Genomic DNA, 18342 nt, shown 5'->3' with positions numbered 1-18342 from the left:
GCCTAGGGAATCAACCGCGGCGGCGACAGGCGTCTGAACCGGGCCCTGCACATCGCCGTCCTCACCCGCATGACACACGACCCACAAACCCGCGCCTACATCGAGCGACGACGAGCCGAGGGCCGCACCACCAAAGAGATCCGTCGTTGTTTGAAGCGCTACCTCGCCCACCAGATCTACCGGATCCTCAACTCCGCCGAACCAGCCATCAGCCCGGCTTGACGAACATAGAAGGATCCCTAGAAAGTGACCGTCCCGCGTACGCAGCTGAGCGTGCCACCGGCGATCCACAGCGTGCCGTCATCCCCGGTTGACACGTACACCCGGCCTTCCCTGTCGAGCACCGTGCCCTGGCGGGCCAGGTAGGGCGCGGTGGCCCGCCCGGTGCCGAGCAGCCAGCATGCCGCGGCCGCGTTGAAGCTGCCGGTGACCGGGTCCTCGACGAGTGAGCCCTGGAAGGACAGGAAGGTGCGCACCTCGTAGTCCGCGGGCCCGCCCGGCCGGTGCGGCGCGATGACCCCGATGCGCAGTTCGCCGGGATCGCCGGGGCGCAGTGCGAGCACCGCGTCGGCGTCCTCGAGCAGCACCCCGACCCAGCCGGGACCGTTGTCCGCCCAGCTCGCGTCCAGAATCTCGGTGCGCGGGATCCCCAGCACCTCGGCGATACGCGCGATCGTGGCTTCCTCGACCGCGCCGGAGCGCAGCAGTTCCGGGGCGGCGAAGGCGAGACCGTGCTCGGTGCGCCGCAGCGCGATATTGCCGAGACCGCACTCCTGCACCAGCGTCTCGCGCCCGGTGTTCCCCGTCGCGACACTCCACGCGTGCGCGGTGCCCAGCGTCGGATGCCCCGCGAAGGGCAGCTCTTCGTCCACGGTGAAGATGCGCACCCGGTAGTCCGCCTCCGGCGCGCCCGGCGGGAGCACGAAGGTCGTCTCGGACAGGTTCGTCCAGCGCGCGAACCGCTGCATCTGTTCCGTGGTCAGGCCTTCGGCATCGAGTACGACGGCGACCGGGTTCCCCGAATGCGGGGCTTCACTGAACACGTCTACTTGGCTGAATTCGCGCACGGATCAGTAGTCTAGCTAGCGGTATCCGGCGAACGCCTCGCGCTGGGCACTATCCGGGTCCGACAGCACCCGGCTGCGTTCGTCGATGACGTAGGTGCCCCGCTCGGCGGGGGCGTAGCGCGGCCAGTCGGCTTCCGGTGCGCCGCCGCGGGCGAACGAGAACCAGTGCCGCTGCACGGTCTCGGTCACCGCGCGCAGTGCCCTGCGTCCGCCGAGCGCGGTCGTGGCGCGGCCGAGCGTGGTGTCCCCGATGCCGAACACCGCGAGCAGTTCGGTGCCGTGCGTGGCCCCGATCCGGGCGAGTTCGAGTAGCCGTGGGGCGAAGTCGTAGCGGTAGAAGTAGGTCGGCGCGGTGACCGAATGCAGCTCGGCGCAGCGCAGTGCGGGGTCGAGGAACAGCACGTCCCCGCCGAACGCGATGCTGCCGCGGGACCGGTACGCGGCACGGATCCGGGCACTCACTTCCGGATCGGTTCGGGCGAGCAGTTTGCGGATCCGCGCGGGATTGCTCGGCGCGATATCGAGCACGAGCGGGAACAGCCTGCCCTCCTCCGCGTTCGTGCCGAGCAGCAGCGGAACCGGGTTCGCGGTGCCATTCGTGAAGGCGTCGAGCGGCGCCTCGGGCAGCAGTTCCCCGTCCACGACCGGGGCGAAGGGGCGGCTGCCCGGGAACTCGTCGGCCGCGCGCATCGCCATCGTGTGCGCCGTCTGCACCAGGGATTCCGCGGGCGCCGAGGCGAGATCGGTGCCCAGTTCGGTCACGAAGCGCCGCGCCCAGGCCTGCGCGGTCCCGGAATCGTTCGCGGAGGCGACCGGCGGGCTCTCCGCGATCCCGCGGGCGAACAGGCCGCGCGCCGCGGGCACGCACAGCAGGGTGGTCACCGCATTGCCCCCGGCGGACTGGCCCATGACGGTGACGTTGCCGGGGTCGCCGCCGAACGCGGAGATGTTGTCCCGCACCCATTCCAGCGCCGCGATCTGGTCGCGTAACCCGAGGTTGGCGTCGAAGCCCTGTTCCCGGAAGTCCAGATACCCGAGCGCGCCGAGCCGGTAGTTCACCGAGACGTACACCACATCGCCGCGGCCGACCAGCTGCTCGCCCCGGTACAGCGGGCTGGCGGAGGTACCGGTCAGATACGCCCCGCCGTGGAAGAACACCACGACCGGGCGCGCTTTCCTGGTCGGGCCGGTCGGTGCGAGCACATTGAGGGTGAGGCAGTCCTCGCTGGTGTGCCGGCGTTTGCGCTGCGGGGCCGGGTTCCCGAACGCGATCGCCTCGCGCACCCCGGACCAGGAGCGCACCGGCTCGGGCGCGCGCAGACGCAGCGCGCCGACCGGCGGGGCCGCATACGGAATACCGCGCCAGGCAAGCAATCCGGCACCGGCCCGGTGCCCGCGCACCTGCCCGCCGGTCACACCGATCGCCAAGTTCACAGGCCGACTCTAGCGCGCCGGCGGACCAGGACCGGCGGCCGGATCAGGCTCGATCGGGCCGATGCCGGTAGGGAGGCCACCATGGGGCAGGAATCCGCGACGGTGCACGGAATCCCCTGCCCGGTAACGAGTTCCGCCGCCCGCTGGCAGTTCCCGGCGACCACACTCATCACGACGAGCATCGCCTTCGGGAACCGCCCGAAGATCGGCCCGCTGGTGGTCGAGACCGGCTCGCACTGCTGCGCGGGATCCAGGCGATCAGGATGACCGGTGGCGCATCCACTCCGGAGCTGCCCGTCCAGGAACTGTTCGGGAAACTCGGCGAACACGTAGAGCCCCGCGCATGACCATTCTGCCCACCCCACGGGCGCGTAGCGTCCCGAACCGGCGCAGGCGCACCCGGCAATTGCGGCTCGGCGCGCTCGGGATGGGCAGCGAATACCCGATTTCCAGCCCAAGTACGTGTTCGCCGCGACCAAGGCCGGATGTGCGCTTCCGAGGCGATGGCGCTGGTCTCCTCGCTACCCACGGAGCAGTTCCTCGACTCCGGCCGGCGGGTGCCCTATCTCGCCTCGGTGCTCGTGGTGCTCGCCGGTCTGGTGCTGCGGTTCCTCTCGGTGGAGAGCGCGGAGTTCACCGAGGCGCTCGCCGAGGGGAAGAAGCGCAAACTGCCGCTGGTCACCGTGGTGCGCGAGCACGGAACCACGATCCTGCTGATGATCGGCGCGGGAACGGCCACCTCGTCGCCTCCTACTCGATCCAGGGCTACCTGCCCTCCTACACCACCGAGCAGCTCGGGCTCCCGGAGAAAACCACGGTCATCGCGATCACCGCGGCCTCGGCCCCCTCGGTGTTCGTGCTCCCGTTCTGGCTGTTCGTCGGCGCCCGGACGCTGCCGACCGAGGTGCGCTACACGGGGCTCGTGCTCGCCCGCGAGGTGAACGCCGTGCTGTTCGCGAGCACCGCTCCGTTCATGGCGACCATGCTGGTGCACCTCGGCGGCGGCAGCCCGTGGTGGCTTGCCGGATACCTGGCGCTTTCCGGGGTGGGCACCGCGGTTTCGGTGCTGCGGCTGCGGGAAACGGCGCCCCGTGTCCTGGCCCGCGCGGCGGCGGGGAAGACTGGGAGCGCGAGACCGCACAGGGAAGGCATCCGATGAAGATCACCGCACTCGAGACCTACTCCGTCGCGCCCCGCTGGCTGTTCCTCGCGGTGCGCACCGACGAGGGGATCACCGGCTGGGGCGAACCGGTCATCGAAGGACGCAGCGCCACCGTGGCCGCCGCGGTCGGAGAACTGGCCGACTACCTGATCGGCACGGACCCGTTCCGTATCGAGGATCACTGGCAGGTGCTCAGCAAGGGCGGTTTCTACCGCGGCGGGCCGGTGCTGTCCAGCGCGGTCGCGGGGATCGACCAGGCACTGTGGGACATCAAGGGCAAGGCGCTCGGGGTGCCGGTGTACGAACTGCTCGGCGGGGCGGTGCGGGACCGGATGCGCACCTATTCCTGGATCGCGGGCGACGAACCGAGCCGCATCGCCGATCACGCGCGCGAGCGCATCGAGCAGGGCTTCGACGCGATCAAGATGAACGCCTCCGGGCGGATGCGCCAGCTGGAGTCCAAGGCCGAGCTGGAGGCGCTGATCGGGCGGGTCACCGCGGTGCGCGAGGCGATCGGGGACGCGAACGACATCGCCATCGACTTCCACGGGCGGCTCTCCCCCGCGCTGGCCCGCGAGGCCTGCCGGCTGCTCGAACCGCTGCATCCGCTGTTCGTCGAGGAACCCATCGTCCCCGAGCTCACCGCCGATCTGCCGCGGATCTGCGCGGGCACCACGGTCCCGATCGCCACCGGGGAACGGCTCTATTCGCGCTGGGATTTCCGCGAGGTACTCGGTTCCGGGATGGCCGTCGCGCAACCGGATCTCTCCCACGCGGGCGGGATCTCCGAGGTGCGCCGGATCGCCGCGATGGCCGAGGCGTACGGGGTCGCGCTCGCCCCACACTGCCCGCTCGGCCCGATCGCCTTCGCCGCCTGCCTGCACGTGGACTTCACCAGTTCCAACGCGCTCATTCAGGAGACCAGTCTCGGCATCCACTACAACATCGGCTCGGACCTGCTCGACTACCTGGTGGACGCGAGCGTCTTCGACTTCTCCGCGAGCCACATCGAGCTGCTCACCGGTCCCGGACTGGGCATCGAGGTGGACGAGGCCGCGGTCCGCAAGGCCGCCGAGGACGGGCCGCGCTGGCGCAATCCGGTGTGGCGCAACGCGGACGGCTCGTTCACCGAGTGGTGACTGCTGTTCGGTGCAACTGTTCAGTATTGACGCACAAGTTTTGCCACACTAAATTCGGTTACCGTCGTTGCCGCACGAGCGAACGGAGCGCCGGATGTCCGAGGAGTTCGCGGGATCCCTCGCTGCCGTCGGCGCCGAACTGCGGCAGCGGCGCACCGCGGCCGGATACACGCTGCGCGAGCTGGCCACGGCCGCGGAGTTGTCCCCCGGATTCCTCTCGCTGGTCGAACGGGGTTCCTGCTCGCTCTCGCTGACCTCGCTGTTCGCCGTGTGCCGCGCGCTGGAGATCGATCCCGCCGAGCTGCTGCACTCCGGGCAGCAACCGCGCCCGGCGGCGAAACCCTATGCGGTGGGCACGAAAGGCTGCCCGGACCGGCCCGATGTGGTCGTCGGGGAACGCAGTTTCCGGGTGCTCTCCGAATCCTTCGTCGACCGCGGGATGGAACCACTGCTCATGCGGGTCGCACCGACCAGCACCCCGGCCCCGCCGACCCAGCACGAGGGTGAGGAGTTCGGCTATCTGCTCAGCGGGCGGCTGCTGTTCACAGTGGACGGTGCGGAGTTCGAGCTCAATCCCGGTGACCACATTCATCTTTCCTCGGGCGTACCGCATTCGCTCGTCAATCCCGGTGGCCCCGCCGAGGCGCTGTGGGTGGTGTCCCGGCGGTTGTTCTGAATCCAGCGCACCAGGAAACCCTGCGCAAAGGAGCGCGCAAAGTGCTACGGAACGACATCAGCCGGACCGAACGGAGCTTTCTCGGACATCCGCGCGGGCTGGCCACGCTGTTCCTCACCGAGGCATGGGAACGGTTCTCCTACTACGGCATGCGTGCGGTGCTGCTGTACTACCTCTACGACCACGTGGCCAACGGCGGGCTCGGGCTCTCCACCGCGAGTGCCGCCTCGATCGTCTCGGTCTACGGGGCCGCGGTGTACATGTCCGGGGTGCTCGGCGGCTGGCTGGCCGACCGGGTGCTCGGTTCGCGGCTGGCGATCCTCTCCGGCGGGCTGCTCATCATGGGCGGGCACATCGCACTCGCCATTCCCGGTGGCCTGGCGATGTTCTTCATCTCGATGGCGCTGATCGTGCTCGGCACCGGGCTGCTGAAAACGAACGCCTCCAGCGTGCTCGGTGAGCTCTACGCGGACCAGGACAGCCGCCGCGATGCCGGATTCAGCCTGTTCTACATGGGAATCAACCTCGGCGCCTTCATCGCGCCGTATGTGGTCGGCACCCTCGGGCAGACCGTCGGCTACCACGTGGGATTCGCCGCGGCCGCGGTCGGCATGGCCTTCGGGATTGTCCAGTACGTGCTCGGCGCACGGTGGCTGGGAAACGCGGGCAGGCAGGTCCCGCATCCCTTGCACGGCACGGAATTACACAAGGCGCTCGGCAGGATCGCCGTCTGTCTCGCCGGTCTGGCCGCGGTCACCCTGATCTTCTTCCGGATCACCGGTTTCGCGGTGGACGGGATCGTGAACCTGATCTCGGTACTCGCCATCCTCGTCCCGCTGACCTATTTCGTGGTTCTGTTGCGCAGCAAGCGAATCAGCGGAGTGGAACGATCCAGGGTACGCGCCTTCGTCCCGCTGTTCGTGGCCGCCGTGGCCTTCTGGATCGTGGACGAACAGGGCGCGACCGTGCTGGCCACCTTCGCCGACAAGCGCACCGACCGGGTCATCGGCGGTTTCGAGATCCCCGCGTCCTGGTTCCAGTCGATCAACCCGATCGCCACGCTGATCTGGGCGCCGGTGCTCGCCTTCCTGTGGATGAAGCTCGGCAGCAGGCAACCCCGCACTCCGACCAAGTTCGCGATCGGCCTCGCACTGACCGGGATGTCCTTCGTGATCATGGCGATTCCGGGTCTGTTACACGGAACCCGCGCACCGGCGAGCCCGTTCTGGCTGCTGGCCAGCTTCATCGTGCTGCTCGCGGGCGCGGTGTGCCTTTCCCCGGTCGGCCTCGCGGTGACCACGAAACTCGCACCGCGCGCCTATGCCGCGCAGCTGATGAGCCTGTGGATGATGTCCGACTCCGCGGCTCAGGGCATCAACGCCCAGCTGGTCAAGCTGTACAGCCCGGAAACCGAGATCGGCTATTTCCTCGCGCACGGTGCGGGGGAACTGCTCATCGCCACGGGAATGCTGGCCATCGGCGGCTGGGTGCACCGCAATATGGCAGGCGTGCACTGAGAACGCTCGTTTCGCCCAGAACACAAGGAGGAAGTGCATGAACGCAAGCGAGGTCATCGTGCTCGGGGGTGGCGTGTTCGGCGCGGCGACCGCATACGAGCTCGCCCGTGCCGGTGCGCGCACCATGCTGGTGGACGCGGAACTGGACGGGCGGGCAACCTCGGCGGGCGCGGGCATCGTGTGCCCATGGACGAGCCGGATCGAGGACGAGCACTGGTACCGGATGGCCCGCGCGGGAGCGGAACGCTATCCGGAGCTGCTCGCCGAGCTCGCCGAACTGGGCGCGGGCGATATCGGCTACCGCAGGGTCGGGGCGCTGTGCCCGGTCGAGCCCGGGGACCGGGACCGGCTCATGGCCCGGCTACGCCCGCGGCTCGAGGACGCGAGCGCGCACGGCGCGGTGACCGAACTCGAAGCGGGCGAGGCGGCGCGGCTGTTTCCCCCGCTGCGCCCCGGTCTGGCGGGCGTGCACGTTCCCGGTGCGGCGCGGGTGGACGGGCGGCTGCTGCGCTCGGCACTGTGCCAGGCGGCGGGCGCGCTCGGCACCCGCATCGTGCGCGGTACCGGGAAACCGCAGCTGACCGACGGCAAGGTCGACGGGGTGACCGTGGACGGCGAATTCCATCGGTGCGCGAAACTGGTCGTGGCGGCAGGCGTGTGGACGCAGCCGTTGCTCGCCGAACTCGGCGCCACGCTCCCGGGAAGCCAGCAGCGCGGCCAGATCCTGCACCTGCGCCTTGCCGGGGCGCCGACCGGGGACTGGCCGGTGCTACTCCCCGAGGGCGGGCACTACATGGTCAGCTTCGACGACTCCCGGGTCGTGGTCGGGGCGACCAGGGAACCGGGCGACTGGCTCGAACTCGCGGCCACCGCGGACGGGCTGGCCGAGCTGCTCGGGTTCGCGCTCGGCATCGCCCCCGGACTCGGCACGGCCACCCACGTCGAGACCCGGGTCGGCTATCGCCCGATGAGCCCGGAAATCCTGCCCCAGTTCGGCCCGGTCCCCGGGCATCCCGGGGTCTTTCACGCCACCGGGCTCGGCGCATCCGGGCTCACCCTCGGGCCCTTTCTGGGGCGCAAGCTCGCCGAACTGGTGCTCGGCTAGGGTGCGGGGTAGCGGGCGAAAGGGAGACGATGACGGAATTCAGCACCCCTATCCACGGACGCTATTTCGAGGATTACGTTCCCGGTTCCTGTTACGAGTTCGGCGAAGCCTCGGTGGACGAAGCCCAGATCATCGAGTTCGCCAGGGAATACGATCCGCAGTCCTTTCACACCGATCCGGAAGCGGCGGCGGACGGACCGTTCGGCGGGCTGATCGCGAGCGGCTGGCAGACCGCCGCGCTGATGATGCGCCTGTTCGCCACGCACTACCTGTCCAGCGTGGCCAGCCTCGGCGGTCCGGGAGTGGACGAACTGCGCTGGCTGCGTCCGGTCCGGCCGGGTGATTCGCTGCGCCTGCGGGTGACCGTGCTGGAGGCGAGCCCCTCGAATTCCAAACCGGACCGGGGACTCGTGCGCACCCGCGCGGAACTGCTGGCCCCGGACGGCGAACCGGTGTTCAGCGCGATCGTGCTCAACTTCCTGCGGCGCAGGACATAGACACAGCCTGCGGCGCAGGACATAGACACAGCCTGCTCCGCAGGACCTGAAGAAACTCCGGAACCGAAGGAGAAGACATGGCAGAGGACACCAAGCGTTCGGTGCACATCGAACGGACCGCGTTCGGCCGCTACCGGGCCAGCAATGTGCGCGGCGGGCAGCTCGAATTCGGTTCCGGGGAAGACACCGACTTCACCCCGGTCGAGCTGCTGCTCGCCGCGCTCGGTGGTTGCGGGGCGATCGACGTCGACTTCATCACCGCGCGGCGCGCCGAACCCGAATCCTTCACCGTGACCGTCTCCGGGGACAAGATCCGCGACGAGCACGGCAACCACGTCACCAATCTGGATGTGCACTTCCAGGTGGCCTTCCCCGATGGCGAGGCGGGCGACGCGGCGCGGGAACGGCTGCCGCAGGCGATCACCCAGTCACACGAGCGGTTGTGCACCGTCTCGCGCACCGTCGAACTGGGCACTCCGGTCAACGCACACGGCGATTAGGTACCCGGTACCCCGAGGGTGGGGATCTCGGTGACCTGGTCCAGATAGGTGCCGTAGCCGACCCGCAGTTCGGTGCGCCCGCGCGCGGCCCAGGCGTGCTCGCGCACCGGAAGCAGGTGCAGTGGATCGGCGCCGGACGCGGTGAGTTCCACGCGCGCGTCCAGTCCGGTGACCCCGCTCTGCCCGGAGAACTCGAACGGGATGCGCACCAAGTGATTCACGTCGAAGCCCTTCCCGGTCGCGCTCGGGATCAGTTTGAGGCTGAGCTGATTGGTGAACCAGTCCGGCACGAGTTCGGCCGCCTTCCCGGTGTCCTCGGCCTCGATGCGGACGACCGGAATCTCCGCGGTGGTCAGGATTTCCGCGGAAGTGCGCTCCCCGGCGCGGTCCAGCAGTACCCGCTGCGCCTGCTTCTTGGGCAGGCCGAACAGTTCCCGCCCGGTGAAGCCGTGGTTGAGGCCGGCGATGTAGGACACCAGCGGATACGCGCCCTGTTCCCCGGAGCGTGAGCAGCGCACGCACACCCCGCCCTGTTCATAGCTGGGCAGCTCACCGACGAGTTCCCCGTCGCGTTCGAAGCTGGCGCTCAGGAACCGGGCGACCCAGATCAGCACCTCGGCCTCGCCGTCGCGGCGCAATGGCGGCGGCAGCAGCGAATCGACGACCCCGGCATCGGTGCGGTAGACGACGGTGAGCCAGTCGAGGCTGGCCCGCTCGGTGCCGACGGCGTAGAGCGGGGCGAACGCGGGCATCGCGCTCGCGGAAGGGACGGTCATGTCTGCTCCTCGGTCAGTTCGCCTGCCCGTTTCAGGGTGCGCAGTTCCAGGGTCAGGTCGATATCGCGCACCCCGGGAAGCGCGCCGAGCACGGTGGTGAGGAATTCGTAGAGCTGCGCGTAGTCCCGGACCGCGATCTCCCCGCACAGGTTGAATTCCCCGGTCGTCGCGGCGAGCAGCAGCACGGAACTGTGCCCGGCGAGCGCCTGCCCGACCGTGGTCAGCCGGGACGGATCGATCCGCACCCACAGCAGCGCGCGCACCGCGAGCCCGAAAAGGCCGGGATCCACGACCGCGCGCATCCGCAGCAGCCCACGGTGCATCAGCTCATCGGCCCTGCGCCGTGCGGTCCGCTCCATGACCCCGGCGCGCGCGGCGACATCCACCCAGCGCATCCGCCCATCGGCCTGCAGGGCGGCCACGATCTCCTCGTCCACCTCGGTCAGCGTGCCGACCTGGCCTGCCTGCTCACCGTGGTCCCAGCGGTCCGCGCGGCTGCCGCGCAGCCGGCGCACCACGTCCTGACCGAGTACCCCGCTGTCCCAGCCGTGCGCGGTGGCGAACCGGCGGATCACCACGTGGCTGCTCGATCCGGTCACCCCCTGCATTCCGCCAAGCCGTTCGTAGGCGAGTTCGGCGAGCTGACCGGGATCGGCGACGACCACCTCGGCCATGCAGTCCACGGTGCCGGAGAGCAGGTGCGCCATCCACACCTCGGAGCGTCCGGCCAGCTCGGCGGCCACCGTCGGCGCGGTGCCCGGGGTGCAGGAGACCCGCATCAGCACCGGGGTGCCCCGCCCGGCAGCGATCACGTCCAGGGTGCCGAGTACCTTGACCACGCCGCGTGAGCACAGTCGCGCGCCACGGCGCGCGACGGTCGATTCCGGAATGCCGAGCACCTGCGCGATCAGCCCCCAGCTCGCCCGCGGATGCAGCACGAGCGCGGCCGCGACGCGCCGGTCCACCGGGTCGGCGGGTCGTTCTCGCTCACCCAAGAGTTGCCCGCTTCCGCTCAATCATTGAACTCAAATAGTCGATCTTTCCCGATGTGATTTCGACTATGGCGATGTACACCCACATTAGCGCATGCTCATGGCCAGTCCGCAAGACCAACCGAGGAGGAACGATGGCGGCCGGACTCTTCGCACGGCCCGCCCGGTCGCAACCGGAATCGAGGCGTGCACGCGCGGTTATCGCGGGCACGATCGGAAATTTCGTGGAGTGGTACGACTGGGCGCTCTATGGGCTGATGTTCCCGTTCTTCGCGGGCCAGTTGTTCCCCGGAACCGACACATCCTCGCGGATCTCGGCGCTCTCGGTACTCGCGATCTCGTTCCTGATGCGCCCGGTGGGCGCCGCGGTGCTCGGGGCCTATGGGGACCGCAAAGGCCGCAAATCCGGGCTGGCGGCGACGATCCTGCTGATGGGCGGCTCGAGCCTGCTGTTCGCGGTCGTGCCCAGCTATGCGGCCGCGGGCTGGCTCGCCCCCGCGCTGGTGATCCTGGCCAGGTTCGGCCAGGGCATCGCGACCGGCGGGGAATACGGCGCCTCCTCCGCCTATCTGACCGAGTGGGCGAAACCGGGCAGGCGCGCGTTCACCGCCTCCTTCCAGCAGGTGTGCGTCGGGCTCGGGGTGCTCGGCGCCTCGGCCTCGGTGACCATCCTTTCCGCACTGCTCTCCGATACCGCGATGCACGACTGGGGCTGGCGCATCCCGTTCGCGATCGGCGCGGTCGCCGGGCTGGTCGGGCTGTGGCTGCGGTCCAAGGTCGCCGAGCCGGAGCCGTACCAGAACCTGGAACGCAGCGGAACCGTGGAGCGCGCCCCGCTGCGCGAGATGCTGGGCGCGCACCGCAAGGCCGCGCTGCTGCTCGGCGGGCTCTCCCTTTCCGGATTCGTCACCTACTACATGTGGCTGACCTATCTGCCCTCCTACGCCAACATCACCACCGGAATCGACAAGGCATCGGCCTCGCTGACCAATACCATCGGGCTCGCCGTGTTCGCCGTCGTGCTGCCGTTCATCGCGATCCTCTCCGACCGGATCGGGCGCAAACCCACCCTGCTGATCTATTCCGTCGGTACCGTGCTGCTCGCCTATCCGCTGCTGACCGGGCTGACCGGCGGGTTCGGGAATCTGTTGCTGATCGGCACCGCGGGACTGTTGCTGCAGGCGTTCAGCAGCGCCACACTCACCCCGCTGTACGCCGAGCTGTTCCCCGCGCGGGTGCGCACGGTCGGGATCGCGCTGCCGTATGCCGTCTGCGGGGCGCTGTTCGCCGGGACCGCCCCGCTGATCATGGAGGCCTTCGCGGACGCGCACATCAACTGGGCCGCCCCGGTGTACGTGATCGCCGTCGCGCTGATCACCACGGTCGTGGTGTGGCGAATGCCCGAGACCAAGGACAGGAGCCTGGCATGAGCGAGCTTGCGAGCGAATCATCGATACAGCGTCCTCGGCGAAGCACCGAGCTCCCCCAGGGAGCGAGGGCATGAGTCGGCTGCTGAGCCCCTCCGACAGCGTGCCCCGACAGGTTGGGAGTGTCATGAGCCAAGGATCCGTTCCGCCGCAACCGGTCGTCCCGCTGGCCACCGATCGCGACCGGGTGGCTTCCCCGGCCCCGGAGCTGAGCAGCGGGCAGCGCGAACGGCTGGCCGACATCCTCGCCGGGCCAACGGTTTCGCTGCACGATCACCCCGTGCGGCTGCCCGATCCGCTCAATGAGCGCAGCTGGATTCGGTTCGCCGATTCCGGGCAGGTGTTCCTCGGCGAGACCGGACTGTCCACGGTGTTCGCCAGCAAGCTCGCCGGCGGAACCCTGGACGAGGCGGTCGCGTTCGGAACCGCGGTGACCGCGCAGCAGAACAGCGGCGCTGCGACGTCCGACACCACCGTACTCGGTGCACTGGAGGACCTCGGGCCGATCGGTACCGAGCTGCGCGGCCTCGATGCCTTGTACGGCGCGGGAATCCGGTGTGCCGGGCTGGCTTACAACACCGGTACCGCGCTCGCCGGTGGGCTCGGCCAGGATCCGGATCCCGGTCTGAGCCCGGTCGGCAGGGGCGCGGTGCGCGCCATGGAAGAGCTCGGCATGCTCGTGGACCTCGCGCACGTCGGGGATCGGTCGAGCATCGAGGCGGCACGGCTGGCCACCCGTCCCCTGGTGATCAGCCACGCGGGCGCGCGCACGGTGTGGCCGACCCCGCGGATGAAACCGGACGAGGTGCTGCGCGCGGTCGCCTCGACCGGTGGCCTGATCGGGATCGAGGCCGCGCCGGGCAGCACCCGCAGCAGGGCGAGCAGCGGTGACCACGACCTCGACGACGTGATGCACCACCTCGAATACTGCGCCGAACTGATCGGCATCGAGCACGTCGCACTCGGCCCGGATACCTTCTTCGGCGACCACCTCGGGCTCTACGCTGCCGCAGGCTGGCCACGCCCCTCGGCGAGCGGAATGCCCGCGCTGGACATCGAATTCGTCGCCGGAATGGAGAACCCGGCCGAGGCGATCCCGAACGCGGCAGCCTGGCTGATCGCACACGGCTGGGCCGATGCCGATATCGCCGCGATCGTCGGCGGCAATGCCGCACGCCTATGGGAAGGAGTCCGGTGAACGCCACGGCGCACACCGCCATCGATGCGAGCATCGAGGACAACCGGAAAGCGCTCACCGAACTGAGCTTGGATCTGCACGCCAATCCCGAGCTCGCGCTCGCCGAGAAGTACGCGGCGGGCCGGTTGACCGGGCTGCTCGAGGAACACGGATTCCAGGTCACGCGCGGGATCGCGGAGCTGCCGACCGCGTTCCGCGCCGAGTCCGGATCCGGTTCCCCGCGCATCGCCTTCCTGTGCGAGTACGACGCGCTCCCGGACATCGGCCACGGCTGCGGGCACAATCTGATCGCCACCGGCGGCCTGGCCGCGGGGATCGCGGCCGCGCGAGCCCGGCAGGCCGCCGGTCTGGACGGGACCGTCTGCGTGATCGGCACTCCCGGAGAGGAAGGTGCGGGCGGCAAGATCACCGAGCTCGAGGCCGGTGTGTTCGCGGATATCGATGCCGCGCTGATGTTCCACCCCGGCGATCGCACCGTGCCGATCCGGCACGCCACCGCCGCGCAGTCGATCACCGTGGAATACCACGGGATCGCCGCGCACGCCGCGGGTTCCCCGCAGGACGGGCGCAGTGCGCTCGCCGCGCTCATCCAGCTGTTCGTGGCCATGGACACGATGCGCCAGTTCGTCCCGGAGACGGTGCGGATGCACGGGGTCATCACCGAGGGCGGGCAGGCGCCGAACGTCGTTCCCGAGTACGCCAGCGGGAAATTCCAGATCCGGGACATCTCCAGCGAGTCCGTTGTGGAACTAGTCGAGCGCTTCAACGAGGCCGCGCACGGTACGGCCGCGGCGACCGGGACCAAGGTGGAGCTGACCTACGGACCGCTCTACGCCGAGCGCAAGAACAACCATCCGCTCGCCTACCGGGTCGCCGATTACCTTCGCGGTCAAGGGATCCCGGTCTCCGAACCGGTGCTTCGCGGGGGCACCGGTTCCTCGGACATCGGGAACGTGAGCCTGGAACTGCCCGCCATCCACCCGTATCTGGCGATCATGCCGGAGGGAACGGCGAGCCATTCCCGGGCGATGACCGAGTACGCGGCGACCGATTCGGCGCACACCTCGATGTTCGCGATGGCACGAGCACTGGCCTGTGCGGGCGCCGATCTGCTCGCCGATCCGGTTTTCCTCGCGCACGTACGGCAGGATTTCGCCACCAGGGCACCGGATTACCCGCGATGACCGAACTACGGGCACTGCGCAGGCGGTTGCACGCCTATCCGGAGACCGGGTTCACCGAGATCGTCACTGCGGCCACGGTGATCGGGGAACTGCGCGCGGCGGGCATTGAACCGTGCTACGGCGAGCAGGTGTGCGTGGTCGAGGGACTTGCCGGGCTGCCCGATCCGGCCGAGCTCGCCGCCGCTCGCGAACGGGCCGCTGTTCAGGGTGTCGCACCGGAGCTGATCGACACGCTTTCCGGTGGCCGCACCGGAATCCTCGCCGAAGTGCACGGCAACCGTCCAGGGCCGGTGCTCGGGATCCGCTTCGATATGGACGCGCTCCCGGTCACCGAAGCAGGCGAGGCGGCGCATTTCCCCGCGGCAGAGGGGTTCGCCTCGACGCGGGAGGGCGTGATGCACGCCTGCGGGCACGACGGGCACACCGCGATCGGGGTGGAACTGGGCAGCAGGCTCGCCGCAGATCCCGACTTCCCGGGCACCGTGCGGCTGTTGTTCCAGCCCGCGGAGGAAGGCGTGCGCGGGGCCCGTGCACTCGTCGAAGCCGGGGCGTGCACCGGAATCGGCACGATACTAGCCCTGCATCTGGGGCTGGGCCTGGAAGTGGGCACCGTCGCCGCGGCCGCGCGGGGCATGCTCGCCACGGTGAAACTGCGGGTGCGGCTCACCGGGCGCGCCGCGCATGCCGCGCTCGCCCCCAACGAGGGCCGTAACGCCCTGCTCGCCGCAACTCACGCGGCGAACGCCTTGCATGCCATGCCACCGATCCCGGGCATCGCGACCCGGGTCAACGTCGGCACCCTGCGCGCGGGGACCGCCGCCAACATCGTGCCCGAACACGCCGAACTCGGCATGGAACTGCGCGCCGAGACCACCGCGGCCTGTGCCGAGCTGATCGAGCGCGCGCGGGCGATCTTGGAGGGCGCCGCGCACATGCACGGCGTCGAGCTGGAAATCGCCGAGACCGGGAAAGCCACCGCAGCCGTGCACGACGAGGCGGTGTGCGCGGGGATCACCGCGGCCGCACAGGCCACCGCGGGCGTGCGCGAATGCCTTGCCGAAGCACCGATGTCCGCGAGCGACGACGCCACCCTGCTGCTCGACGCGGTCCGCGAACAGGGCGGGACCGGGGCATACTTTCTTGTGGGGGCAGCCAATCCGGCGCCGCACCACCACGGCCGCTTCGACATCGACGAGCGCAGCCTGCCGATCGCCGTCGAGCTGCTGGAACGGTTCGTCCGAGCACGCTGAGCGCGCCTCAGCCCGGATCAGCCGGGATCTGCGGATGGCCGTGCACGCTCAAAATGAACGGACACAGCTTACGGGAATTGTGCTAGAATTGGGAGCATGAACGGACTGGGGAGTCGTGAATTCGAGGACGCGTTGGTGGAATCCACGTGTTCCTATCGGACCGAGCAGGCACGGCTGGATCATCGGATCCTGATTGACGTGCACCAACTATGGCGCTCGCAGGCGGCACGGTTCGGGGAGGAGCTGGCGCGGGATTCGGTGATCGAGGAACTACGCCTCGCTTGGTGTTGTTATCGGGGTAAGGCGATCGGTACAGTCGAATTGTCGGTCGAGATGCACGAACGATTTCCCGAATTACTGTCCTGCATGAGTGAGGGGTTGCTGGATTCGTTTCTCGCGTCGAAAGCCACCGAAGTACTGCGCCCACTCACCCCGGAACTGGCCGCGATCGCGGACCGGCGGATCGCGCAACGCTTACGCGAACAGGGCCTGCCGCACGACTGGCGCGCCTACCTGCGGCGGATAGCGGACTCACTGGACCCGACAGCGAAACAGAAGCGGCTCGCGCAAGCGCGTGCCGCCCGGTATGTGTCGTTCCAAGATGAGGAGGATGGCACCGGGACGGTGTTCGCCCGGATCCCCGCCGAAGACTCCCACGCATGCGAAACACGCATCCGAGATCTCGCACGGGCGATCAGACAACGCGGAGATACGCGCACCCAGGAACAAATCCGCGCGGACGTGTTCACCGACCTACTCCTCGGACGCGGTGACGATCACCCACCGGTACACACGGTCGTCAACGTGCACGTTCCCCTCGGCACCGCGCTACAGCTGAACAACAGCACCGCAATCGTCGACGGAATGGGTGAAATCCCCGCGCACGTCGCCCGTCAACTGCTCGCCGACCCGAACAACGTGGTGCGCAAAGTCCTCACCGACCCGGACACCGGCGTGGTACAAGGCCTGGGGCGCAAGCGTTACCGGCCGACCCGGCGCCAGCGCGATTTCGTCCACATCCGCGACCGCCATTGCCGCGCTCCGGGATGCAGGCGACCCATCGTCGAGATCGACCACGTCGAACAATGGCACCGAGACCACGGCACCACCGATCCCGCCAACCTCCAAGGCCTCTGCCGAATCAACCACAAACTGAAACGCATGCCCGACTGGAAACACCAACTCGACCCCACCACCGCGCGGCTCACCATCACCACCCCGACCGGACGCGAATACACCAGCACACCCGGCTGATGCCGTAACCGGCCACGGATTCCGGCTCAGCTCGCTTCCGCCGGGTTCGCCACACCCGCCAGCAGTTCACACGGAGTCGCCGCGGCGCGCACCCGTCCGCGCAGCGCGGCCACGAAACAGCCGGAGCCGCCGAGCTCGTCGAGGCTGAGTTCATCGAGGACCTGCTCGGCCTCGTGCCGGACCCCCTCGATGTGCGCGAGATAGGGCCGCACCACCTCCGGGTCGAGCATCCGCTCCAGCAGTTCCTCCCGGGCGTGCGTGTCCGTTCGCGCGCGCCGCAGCAGCGCGAGGACGCGTTCGCGGCGGGCACCGTGGCCGGAGTTCAGCAGTGAGACGAGGTGGAAGGTGGGGGTGGCGTTGGCGAGGTCTTCCATCCGTCCGGACTGCAGATCCTCCTGATCGTTACGGAACTGTCCGAGCAACCCGAGGTTGCGGCCGAACCGCCGCCACCCCTCGGTGCGCGCGTCGTCGGCGCCCGCGGTCCTGGCAGCCATCGCGCTCGCCATCACGTACGGTGCGCTGCTCTTGTTCAGGTAGGTACGCAGCACCTGATCATGCGAGAGCTCTCCGGGTTCGGTGAACAGGTCGGCGAGCTGCCCTTCGGTCGCGGCGGTGCAGGACTGCAGGAACTCGGTGGTGAGCGCGCTGCGGACCGGTTCGGCAACCGGCAGCGCGCTGGTGACCCGCGCGGGCAGCACATACGCCCAGTTGAACGCGACCAGCATGGTGGCACCCGGTCCGATCCGGCGCGCCGCCTCACCCGCCTGGTCATCGGCGAGGTCGTCGATGATGTTCGCCGCGCGCCACCACAGTGCGTGCACGGCCGCGATCGGCACCGCTGCGGCGGGGTCACCGGTCTCCGCCCCGTGCACGAGCAGGGGAAGGGCGAACTCGTGCCGGTCCGCACGGGCTTCCCGGACCACGGTGGGCACGATGGCGCGCAACTGACCGTGTTCGCTGGTGTATTCGGCGACCAGTTCCGCCATGGTCTGTTCGACCTGCCCGGACAACAACCGGATCTGTCGCTCTGCGTGTTCGGAATCGGTCGGCACCGGCGCCTCCCCAGCGGTAGCGGTCTGATCCCGCACACTACACACAAATATCCGGCTGTCTCACCAAAAAGCGGATGCCGGACGGTAGAAAGGTAGCCATGACGGAGTCCTC

Annotated in this window: 19 protein-coding genes and 1 pseudogene; 13 read left to right on the top strand and 7 right to left on the bottom strand. The window is 69.1% G+C overall.

The window, feature by feature from the left end; genetic code table 11:
* Window positions 1–9: 9 nt before the first annotated feature.
* Window positions 10–222, top strand: a pseudogene (locus A37U_RS49735) (IS110 family transposase); the annotation flags it as partial.
* 17 nt (window positions 223–239) lie between these two features.
* Here A37U_RS49735 and A37U_RS0116260 read toward each other — a convergent pair.
* The 4 genes from A37U_RS0116260 to A37U_RS51590 all read right to left on the bottom strand — a co-directional run bounded on the left by A37U_RS0116260 (window position 240) and on the right by A37U_RS51590 (window position 3240).
* Complete coding sequence (locus A37U_RS0116260) at window positions 240–1067, bottom strand: PhzF family phenazine biosynthesis protein (RefSeq protein ID WP_083933559.1); 828 nt, start codon at window positions 1065–1067, stop codon at window positions 240–242.
* A 15-nt stretch (window positions 1068–1082) separates the two neighbouring features.
* Window positions 1083–2501: a carboxylesterase/lipase family protein gene (locus tag A37U_RS0116255; protein ID WP_020497710.1), complete on the bottom strand. Its 1419-nt coding sequence runs from the start codon at window positions 2499–2501 to the stop codon at window positions 1083–1085.
* Complete coding sequence (locus A37U_RS0116250; protein WP_157182863.1) at window positions 2498–2866, bottom strand: hypothetical protein; 369 nt, start codon at window positions 2864–2866, stop codon at window positions 2498–2500. Before A37U_RS0116250 ends, A37U_RS0116255 begins: the two co-directional genes overlap by 4 nt.
* A gap of 197 nt (window positions 2867–3063) precedes the next feature.
* Complete coding sequence (locus tag A37U_RS51590) at window positions 3064–3240, bottom strand: hypothetical protein (protein WP_020497708.1); 177 nt, start codon at window positions 3238–3240, stop codon at window positions 3064–3066.
* A gap of 111 nt (window positions 3241–3351) precedes the next feature.
* Between A37U_RS51590 and A37U_RS0116240 the strand changes: the two genes are divergently transcribed.
* From A37U_RS0116240 to A37U_RS0116210, 7 genes are all read left to right on the top strand, one after another.
* Complete coding sequence (locus A37U_RS0116240) at window positions 3352–3660, top strand: hypothetical protein (RefSeq protein ID WP_020497707.1); 309 nt, start codon at window positions 3352–3354, stop codon at window positions 3658–3660.
* Window positions 3657–4802, top strand: coding sequence for a galactonate dehydratase (dgoD, locus tag A37U_RS0116235; RefSeq protein ID WP_020497706.1), 1146 nt, complete (start codon window positions 3657–3659; stop codon window positions 4800–4802). The genes A37U_RS0116240 and dgoD overlap by 4 nt, the downstream gene beginning before the upstream one ends.
* Before the next feature lie 94 nt (window positions 4803–4896).
* Entirely contained in the window at window positions 4897–5478 is a 582-nt protein-coding gene (locus tag A37U_RS0116230) for a helix-turn-helix domain-containing protein (RefSeq protein WP_020497705.1), read from the top strand.
* A gap of 41 nt (window positions 5479–5519) precedes the next feature.
* Window positions 5520–6995, top strand: a complete 1476-nt coding sequence (locus A37U_RS0116225; protein ID WP_020497704.1) for a peptide MFS transporter — start codon at window positions 5520–5522, stop codon at window positions 6993–6995.
* Between the two features lie 37 nt (window positions 6996–7032).
* Window positions 7033–8100, top strand: coding sequence for an NAD(P)/FAD-dependent oxidoreductase (locus A37U_RS44005; RefSeq protein ID WP_020497703.1), 1068 nt, complete (start codon window positions 7033–7035; stop codon window positions 8098–8100).
* Window positions 8101–8129: 29 nt separating this feature from the next.
* Window positions 8130–8597, top strand: a complete 468-nt coding sequence (locus A37U_RS0116215) for a MaoC family dehydratase (RefSeq protein WP_020497702.1) — start codon at window positions 8130–8132, stop codon at window positions 8595–8597.
* 77 nt (window positions 8598–8674) lie between these two features.
* Window positions 8675–9097 (top strand): OsmC family protein, encoded by a 423-nt coding sequence (locus tag A37U_RS0116210; RefSeq protein WP_020497701.1) that lies wholly within the window; start codon window positions 8675–8677, stop codon window positions 9095–9097.
* Here A37U_RS0116210 and A37U_RS0116205 read toward each other — a convergent pair.
* Together A37U_RS0116205 and A37U_RS0116200 are read right to left on the bottom strand one after the other, a co-directional pair.
* Window positions 9094–9873 (bottom strand): acetoacetate decarboxylase family protein, encoded by a 780-nt coding sequence (locus A37U_RS0116205; RefSeq protein WP_020497700.1) that lies wholly within the window; start codon window positions 9871–9873, stop codon window positions 9094–9096. The two genes, A37U_RS0116210 and A37U_RS0116205, sit on opposite strands and share 4 nt — an antisense overlap.
* On the bottom strand, window positions 9870–10868 hold the full coding sequence (locus A37U_RS0116200; protein ID WP_026197275.1) for an Lrp/AsnC family transcriptional regulator: 999 nt from the start codon (window positions 10866–10868) through the stop codon (window positions 9870–9872). The genes A37U_RS0116205 and A37U_RS0116200 overlap by 4 nt, the downstream gene beginning before the upstream one ends.
* A gap of 131 nt (window positions 10869–10999) precedes the next feature.
* Here A37U_RS0116200 and A37U_RS0116195 point away from each other — a divergent pair, with 131 nt between their 5' ends.
* The 5 genes from A37U_RS0116195 to A37U_RS49730 all read left to right on the top strand — a co-directional run bounded on the left by A37U_RS0116195 (window position 11000) and on the right by A37U_RS49730 (window position 17178).
* Complete coding sequence (locus A37U_RS0116195) at window positions 11000–12295, top strand: MFS transporter (protein ID WP_020497698.1); 1296 nt, start codon at window positions 11000–11002, stop codon at window positions 12293–12295.
* A 124-nt stretch (window positions 12296–12419) separates the two neighbouring features.
* A complete protein-coding gene (locus A37U_RS44000; RefSeq protein ID WP_020497697.1) occupies window positions 12420–13490 on the top strand; it encodes a dipeptidase in 1071 nt (356 codons plus the stop codon).
* Entirely contained in the window at window positions 13487–14674 is a 1188-nt protein-coding gene (locus A37U_RS43995; RefSeq protein ID WP_020497696.1) for an amidohydrolase, read from the top strand. Before A37U_RS44000 ends, A37U_RS43995 begins: the two co-directional genes overlap by 4 nt.
* Window positions 14671–15924 (top strand): amidohydrolase, encoded by a 1254-nt coding sequence (locus A37U_RS0116180; RefSeq protein ID WP_020497695.1) that lies wholly within the window; start codon window positions 14671–14673, stop codon window positions 15922–15924. Before A37U_RS43995 ends, A37U_RS0116180 begins: the two co-directional genes overlap by 4 nt.
* Window positions 15925–16020: 96 nt before the next feature.
* Window positions 16021–17178: an HNH endonuclease gene (locus A37U_RS49730; protein WP_020497694.1), complete on the top strand. Its 1158-nt coding sequence runs from the start codon at window positions 16021–16023 to the stop codon at window positions 17176–17178.
* A 26-nt stretch (window positions 17179–17204) separates the two neighbouring features.
* On the opposite strand, the gene A37U_RS43985 is transcribed toward A37U_RS49730, so the two are convergent.
* The gene (locus tag A37U_RS43985; RefSeq protein WP_157182861.1) at window positions 17205–18230 is read right to left on the bottom strand and encodes a polyprenyl synthetase family protein; all 1026 of its coding nucleotides are present in this window, start codon (window positions 18228–18230) and stop codon (window positions 17205–17207) included.
* Between the last annotated feature and the right edge of the window lie 112 nt (window positions 18231–18342).

It is taken from the genome of Sciscionella marina DSM 45152 (assembly GCF_000379465.1).
GTDB classification, from domain to species: domain Bacteria; phylum Actinomycetota; class Actinomycetes; order Mycobacteriales; family Pseudonocardiaceae; genus Sciscionella; species Sciscionella marina.
Note: the sequence above shows the minus strand (reverse complement) of the source record. Positions and strands in the feature narration are given on the sequence as shown.